The 6599-nt window shown below is 76.1% G+C and carries 6 protein-coding genes and 1 pseudogene; 4 read left to right on the top strand and 3 right to left on the bottom strand.

What is annotated here, in order from left to right; genetic code table 11:
• Positions 1-584 (top strand): TerD family protein (locus ABZ641_RS22230; protein WP_359984212.1); only part of this gene is annotated, 584 nt, incomplete at its 5' end.
• Between the two features lie 173 nt (positions 585-757).
• Here the strand turns inward: ABZ641_RS22230 and ABZ641_RS22225 are convergent.
• The gene (locus tag ABZ641_RS22225; RefSeq protein ID WP_344626226.1) at positions 758-1669 is read right to left on the bottom strand and encodes a GNAT family N-acetyltransferase; all 912 of its coding nucleotides are present in this window, start codon (positions 1667-1669) and stop codon (positions 758-760) included.
• A 207-nt stretch (positions 1670-1876) separates the two neighbouring features.
• Here ABZ641_RS22225 and ABZ641_RS22220 point away from each other — a divergent pair.
• The 3 genes and pseudogenes from ABZ641_RS22220 to ABZ641_RS22210 all read left to right on the top strand — a co-directional run.
• Positions 1877-3032: pseudogene (locus ABZ641_RS22220) on the top strand (DUF692 domain-containing protein); the annotation flags it as partial.
• 247 nt (positions 3033-3279) lie between these two features.
• Positions 3280-4302: a TIGR04222 domain-containing membrane protein gene (locus ABZ641_RS22215; protein ID WP_359984209.1), complete on the top strand. Its 1023-nt coding sequence runs from the start codon at positions 3280-3282 to the stop codon at positions 4300-4302.
• A 76-nt stretch (positions 4303-4378) separates the two neighbouring features.
• The gene (locus ABZ641_RS22210) at positions 4379-5149 is read left to right on the top strand and encodes a TIGR04222 domain-containing membrane protein (RefSeq protein WP_344626224.1); all 771 of its coding nucleotides are present in this window, start codon (positions 4379-4381) and stop codon (positions 5147-5149) included.
• A 102-nt stretch (positions 5150-5251) separates the two neighbouring features.
• On the opposite strand, the gene hemQ is transcribed toward ABZ641_RS22210, so the two are convergent.
• Positions 5252-5965, bottom strand: a complete 714-nt coding sequence (gene hemQ, locus ABZ641_RS22205; RefSeq protein WP_344626223.1) for a hydrogen peroxide-dependent heme synthase — start codon at positions 5963-5965, stop codon at positions 5252-5254.
• On the bottom strand, positions 5962-6599 hold a 638-nt coding region (locus tag ABZ641_RS22200; protein ID WP_359984206.1), incomplete at its 5' end, for an FAD-dependent oxidoreductase. The genes ABZ641_RS22200 and hemQ, both read right to left, overlap by 4 nt.

Here is a 6599-nt window from a genome sequence, read left to right as displayed (position 1 = left end):
GGCGGCGGCCGGCACCCGCCGTGCCCGCGGCGGCCGCGGTGCCGACGGTGCTCGCGCCCGGACAGAACGCGGTGCTGCCGGAGAGCGCGCTCGCCGCGCTGACCGTCCGCTTCTCCTCCGCCGGCGCGGACGCCGACCTGACGCTGCTGCTGCTCACCGCCGAGGGCCTGGTCCGCTCCGACGGCGACTTCGTCTTCTACCACCAGCGCAGCGCCGCGGACGGGGCGGTGCTGCTCGGCGAGAAGGCCGCCGCGGACGGGCGGCGCACCGAGTCGGCGGTGCTGCGGCCGGCCGACCTCCCGCCGGAGGTCCACCGGGTCGCCGTCTCCGTCAACATGGACGCCGACACCGGGCTGACCTGCGCCGGACTCACCGACGCGGACCTGCTGCTGCACACCGAGGACGGCACCGCCTGGTCGTTCCGCCCGCCGTCCGACCCCGCGGTGTCGGCGATGCTGGTCGCCGAGGTCTACCGGCACCGGCCGGCCGGCGGCCCCGAGGTGTGGAAGGTCCGCGCGGTCGGCCAGGGCTGGGCGGACGGCCTCGCCGGCCTCGCCCGCGCCCACGGCGTCGACGTCGGCTGAGGGGGCGACACCCCAGGGGCAGCACCCCAGGGGCGCGGGGAACTGCGCGATTCGGATGCGGGCCACCGTACGGATCGGGGTCGGCCCAAATCCGTGGTGACAGCCGCACTCGGACTGCGCAGTTCCGCCCCCAGCCTTCGGCCGGGAGGTGCCCCCAGCGCCCCCGTGTCGGCTCACGCAGTGAGTTCGCGGCTGTACTTCCATTCGGCGGCGCAGCGCTCGTACCCGAGCCAGTCGTTGACCGCCAGCATCGGGGCGTTGCCGCCGTCGTTGTGGGTGAAGGCGGCGGTGATGCCGGCCGCGCGGGCCCGGTGCAGGGAGTCGGCCTTGGCGAGTTTGGCGAGGCCGCGGCCGCGGTGGGCCCGGACGGTGGTGGTGAAGGACGACCAGTAGCGGCCCTCGCCGTCGGTCTGTGCGGCGGAGAAGCCGACCGGCCGTCCGTCGGCGAGCACCACGGTGGTGAGCTCGCGGTCGAGGTCGGGCCGGTGCCAGATCTCGGCCAGCCAGGAGGCGTAGCCCTGGTCGGCGAGGTCGACGTCGCCGGGTTCGTCCCGGGTGCCCTCGACGTCGACCAGGTAGAGCGGGTGCGGGTCGTCCGCGTACTCGGCGGCGGTGCGCAGTTCGACGCCGGGCGGGCGGGCCGGCAGTGGCGGCAGCGGGGCGGTGAGGTCGCGTCCGGCGAAGTAGGCGACCCGGCCGCGGGTGTAGCCGCGGGCGGTGGCGAAGCCGTGCGCCGCCGGTTCGTCGTCCACCCAGCAGTGCGCGTGCCGGACGCCTTCGGCGGCGAGCGCCTCCTCGGTGGCGGTGAGCAGGGCGGTGCCGGTGCCCTGCCCGCGGTGTCCGGGGACGACGTGGACGGCGGCGAAGCCGTGGCCGGGTTCCTCGCTGTCGGGGTAGGCGCCGAACCGGGCGGTGGCGACGATCCGCCCGTCCGCCTCGGCGAGCAGCATCCGCAGGTGGGGCTGGGCGGCGACCTGCCAGGCGACCGTCTCGGGGGTGGTGACAAGATACGGGCGGCCGGCGCGCAGGGCGGCGCAGGCCGCTGTCGCGTCGTCGGGCCGGAAGGCGCGGATCGTGAGCGTCATAGACACGTCACGTTAACGACTCGGCCGCCTCCGCGCCCTCGAATATCGGCCTCCAGGGCGGGAGTTGCCCGCGAATCGGGTGGCACCGCGGAGAAAGCTCAAGTTCAGCTCTGAGTTCGGCTGCCGGTGGTTGGCAGCCGTGTCCGGCCGGTACACCCTCAGCAGCGGACACAGGCAGCACGGGACGCAGGAGAGGGGGGAGCGCGCATGGCGCACTCGACGGAGTCGCCCCGGCTGGGGGTGGGGATCGGCTGGCGGGCGGAGATCGACACCGCGGTCGAGCGGCTGCCCGGCGTGGACTGGGTGGAGGTGGTCGCGGAGAACGTCTGCGCCGGTCACCTGCCGCGTTCGCTGGAGGTACTGCGGGAGCGCGGCGTCACGGTCGTCCCGCACGGGGTGTCGCTGGGCCTCGGGGGCGCCGAGCCGCCGGCCGCGCACCGGCTGGAGCGGCTGGCCGGGGTGGCCGAGGCGCTCGGTGCGCCGCTGGTCACCGAGCACCTGGCGTTCGTCCGGGCGGGCGGGATGGAGTCCGGCCACCTGTTGCCGGTGCCGCGGTCGCGGGACGCGCTGCGGGTGGTCGCGGAGAACGTCCGGATCGCGCAGGAGCAGTTGCCGGTGCCGCTGGCCCTGGAGAACATCGCGGCCCACCTGCGCTGGCCGGACGACGAGCTGACCGAGGGCGAGTTCCTCGCCGAGCTGGTGGAGCGGACGGGCGTGCGGCTGCTGGTGGACGTCGCCAACCTGCACACCAACCGGGTCAACCTGGGCCTGGACGTCACCGCCGAACTGGCCCGGCTGCCGCTGGAGGCCCTCGCCTACGTGCACGTCGCCGGCGGGGTGGAGCGGGACGGCGTCTGGCACGACACCCACGCCCACCCGGTCACCGAGCCGGTGCTGGAGGTGCTCGCCGAACTGTGCGGGCGCGCGGTGCCGCCCGGTGTGCTGCTGGAGCGCGACGACGCCTTCCCGCCGCCGGCCGAGCTGGCCGGTGAACTCGACGCGATCCGGGCCGTCCTGGAGCGGGCCCCGCTCGCCGAGGGGGTGCGGCACGGTGGCTGAACCCGACGAGTACCTGCTGCGCGGGGACGACGCCGAGCTGGCCGTGGCCCGGGCCCGGCTCGCCGAGCGGCAGACCGGGCTGATGGCCGCGCTGGTCGCGGGCGGGCCGGTGCCGGAGGGCTTCGACCCGGCGCAGGTCGCCACCCAGGCCCGCGGGCTGCTCGCCAAACGGCGGGACACCACCGCGCGGGTGGTGCCCGAGCCGGCCCGGATTCTCGGCGCCGACTGGCGCCCGCTGTTCGAGCGGTACGCCCGGCAGGGCCCGCAGCGCGGCGGGTACCGGGCCGACGCACGGGAGTTCGCCGCCTGGGCGCTGGCCGCGGAACCGGCCGCCGCCTGGCGGGACGAACTGGAGCACTGGCTGCGGCCCGCGGCCGACACGCACGCCCCGGGCCCGCTGCGGACGGCCCGGGCGGTGCTGGCCCGCGCGGTGCACGACCGCCTGCGCCGCCGCGGCGACGCGGCCACCCACGGCCGGCCGGCCCCGTCCCGGGGCTGAGCACGGCACCACCGGGTCCACCGGACCCGTTCGACCCACGGGGGAGACAACGATGTGGAGCACGGAGTTCACCGTGGCCCTCGTCCTGGTGCTGGTCACCGGGACGGCAGTGGGTGTCACCCGGGCGCGGCTGCGCCGGGTGCCCCACCCGCAGGGCCTGTCCGGGCGCGGCCTGGAACTGATGGAGACGGCCTTCCTGGCCGGCGGCCCGACCCGGGTCGCGGTCACCGCCCTGGTGCGGATGCAGCAGGAGGGCCGGGTGATCGTGGCGCGGTCCGGCCTGGTCACCGTCACCGACCCGGCGCCGCGGGACGCCGTGGAGGCGGCGCTGATCGACGCGGCCGGACCCGGCCGGCAGCAGGACGCCGATGTGCTGCGCCGCCAGGTGGCGCGCAGCGCCGCCGTGCAGGAGATCGGCGACCGGCTGGCCGACCGCGGCCTGATGCGCCGGCCGGACCGGCACCGCGCGGTGGTGCGGGCCCGCCGGGTGATGGGCCTGGCGCTGCTGGCGACGGTGGTGCTCGGCGTGTTCGCGATGGTCGACTGGACGGACCGCACCTTCAACGGCCGGTACACCGGCCCGCCGCCGGTCTTCCCGTTCGCGGTGCTGCTGGTGGCCGGCGTGGTCTCCATGGTGGCGACCAGGCCGGACCGCGGCCGGGTCACCCCGGCGGGCCGCCGCCAGCTGTCGATGATGAAGGAGGGCGGCGCCTGGCGCCCGTACGACGTGGTGGCGCCCGTCGCCGCGCTGACGGTGCTCGGCGCGCTGGCCCTGGAGGGCACCGACGAGCTGGACGAGGAGATGCGGGCGGCGCTGACCGCCCGGCAGCTCGCCTCCTCGTCCTCGGCCTCGTCGTCCTCGTCCTGCTCCACCGCGACCTGGTGCGGCTCCGGCTCGGACAGCGGTTCCTCGTCGAGCTGCGGCTCGTCCAGCTGCGGGTCCTCCTCGTCCAGTTGCGGCTCCTCGTCGGGCTGCGGTTCGTCCGGGAGCTCGTGCGGATCCTCGGGCAGCTCCTGCTCGTCGGGGAGCTCCTGCGGCTCCAGCTGCGGCGGCGGAGGATGCGGCAGCTCCTGACCCGGCTTGTCACAGTTTCGTATCGCGGGCGGGGCACGTGTTCCCCGCCCGCCCCTGCCGGGACTAGAACAGCCCCATGTGGGTGCTCCTCCTGATCCCGGCCTGCGCCGCTGCGGCGTTCTCCTGCCTGCAGCTGGTCCGGGTCGCCACCAGGGCCGACCTGCTCGACGGCTTCGGCCCCCGGCCCCCCGAGGCGGTGGGGATCGGCCTGTACGAGACCGCCTACCTGGCCGGTGGACCGGGCCGGGTGGTGGAGCTGGCGCTGGTGCTGATGGCCGGCCGCGGCCGGCTGCACCTCGCGCACACCGGCTGGACGACCGTGGTCGACCCGCGCGGCCGCAGTCGGCTGGAGCGGGCGCTGATCGAGCAGATCGGCCCCGAGGGCCAGTGCCGGACGGGGCCGCTGCGGGCCTCGCTGGCGGCGCACCCGACCGTGCGGGAGATCGGCGACCGCCTCGCCCGGGCCGGGCTGGCGACGCCGGAGACCGTCCGCCGGGACACCTCGCGGGCGGTGCGGCAGGTCCGGATGGCGCTGCTGCTGTGCGTCCTGCTGCTGGCCGCCTCGCTCGCCCTCGCCGCCCCCGGCACCGGGGACGCCAGTGCGGCGATCGCCTGGTTCTCGCTGCCGCTGATCCTCACCTGCGGCACCCTGCTGATGGCCCGGGTGGACGTGCACACCTACACCCGGTTCGCCGCGCCCGCCGGCCTGGAGGTGCTGCGCACCGCGCGGGTGCCCCGGCAGCTCGGCCACACCCGCGACCCGGAGCAGGCGCTGCTCACCGCGGTGGCGATGGTCGGCCCGGCCGCGCTGACCGACGAACGGCTGCGGGCGGCGCTGCGGACCTGAGTCCGCGGCGCCGCCCGCAGGGCAGCAACCGGCCGGGCCGGCCTCGACCGGGCCGCAACCGATCGGGCCGCCGCCGACCGGGCCGCAGCCGACCGGCGCGGCTCAGACCAGGCCGGCGAGGAGCTCGGCGACCGGCTTGCGGCGGCCGGTGAAGAACGGCACCTCCTCGCGGACGTGCAGCCGGGCCCGGGACGGGCGCAGGTCGCGCATCAGGTCGACGATCCGGTGCAGCTCGTCGGCCTCGAAGGCGAGCAGCCACTCGTAGTCGCCGAGGGCGAAGGAGGCGACCGTGTTGGCCCGGACGTCCGGGTAGCCGCGGGCCATCTTGCCGTGCTCGGCGAGCATGGCGCGGCGCTCCTCGTCGGGCAGCAGGTACCACTCGTAGGAGCGGACGAACGGGTAGACGCAGACGTAGTCGCGGGCGCGCTCGTCGGCGAGGAACGCCGGGATGTGCGACTTGTTGAACTCGGCCGGGCGGTGCAGCGCCATGTTCGACCAGACCGGCTCCAGCACGCGGCCGACGGCGGTGCGGCGGAAGCGGTTGTACGCCTCCTGCAGGTCGTCCGAGTCCTCGGCGTGCCACCAGACCATGACGTCCGCGTCGGCGCGCAGGCCGGACACGTCGTAGGTGCCGCGCACGGTGACGTCCTTGGCGGCGAGCTGGGCGAAGAGCTCGTCCACCTCGGCGGCCAGGGCGGCACGGTCCTCGGGCAGCTCGCCCTTGAGCTTGAACACCGACCACATGGTGTAGCGGATGACCTGGTTGAGGTCGCGGGCCTTCTTCTTCACGGGCTGCTGTTCAGTGCTCTCAGTCATGTCCTCATTGTCCCTTCCGGGGCCCCGGCGCCGTCCGCCGGGGTCAACAAGTCGTTGACGGCGCGGCGGGCACTGCCGATGCAGGCAGGGATGCCCACGCCGTCGTAGGCGGCGCCGCAGACCGCCAGCCGGCCGGCCTGCGCGACCAGCCGGCGGACCCGGGCCGTCCGGTCCAGGTGGCCCACCGGGTACTGCGGCAGGCCGGCCCGCCAGCGGGTGACCGCGGTGGCGAACGGCGCGGCGCGCAGCCCGGTCGCCCGTTCCAGGTCGGCCAGCGAGCGGGCGACGAGCTCCTCGTCCGGCAGGTCGAGGGCGGCCTCCTCGCGGTGCCGGCCGAGCGAGGTGCGCAGCAGGAAGGCCCCGGGGGCGGCGCGGTCCAGCCAGCCCCACTTGTAGGAGGAGAAGGTCGAGGCCTTGATCGCCCGGCCGTCCACGGGCGGGACCAGGAAGCCGCTGCCGTACGGGAGGGCGGCCGCGTCGGTGCGCTCGAAGGCCATGGTGACCAGGGCCATCCCGGCGTACTCGACGGCGTCCAGCTCGGCCGCGGCGGCGGGGACGTCGGGGCGCAGCAGCGCGGCCGCCTGCGGGGCGGGCACGGCCAGCACCACGGCGTCGGCGTGCAGCAGCTCGCCGC

Origin of the sequence: Kitasatospora sp. NPDC007106, assembly GCF_040634455.1 — a bacterium.
GTDB classification, from domain to species: Bacteria; Actinomycetota; Actinomycetes; order Streptomycetales; family Streptomycetaceae; genus Kitasatospora; species Kitasatospora arboriphila.
Note: the sequence above shows the minus strand (reverse complement) of the source record. Positions and strands in the feature narration are given on the sequence as shown.

Excerpts from the sequence above, each read along its gene's own strand:
- ABZ641_RS22215 (WP_359984209.1), top strand. The coding sequence starts at position 3,280 with ATGTGGAGCACGGAGTTCACCGTGGCCCTCGTCCTGGTGCTGGTCACC.
- ABZ641_RS22225 (WP_344626226.1), bottom strand. The coding sequence starts at position 1,669 with ATGACGCTCACGATCCGCGCCTTCCGGCCCGACGACGCGACAGCGGCC.
- ABZ641_RS22210 (WP_344626224.1), top strand. The coding sequence starts at position 4,379 with ATGTGGGTGCTCCTCCTGATCCCGGCCTGCGCCGCTGCGGCGTTCTCC.
- hemQ (WP_344626223.1), bottom strand. The coding sequence starts at position 5,965 with ATGACTGAGAGCACTGAACAGCAGCCCGTGAAGAAGAAGGCCCGCGAC.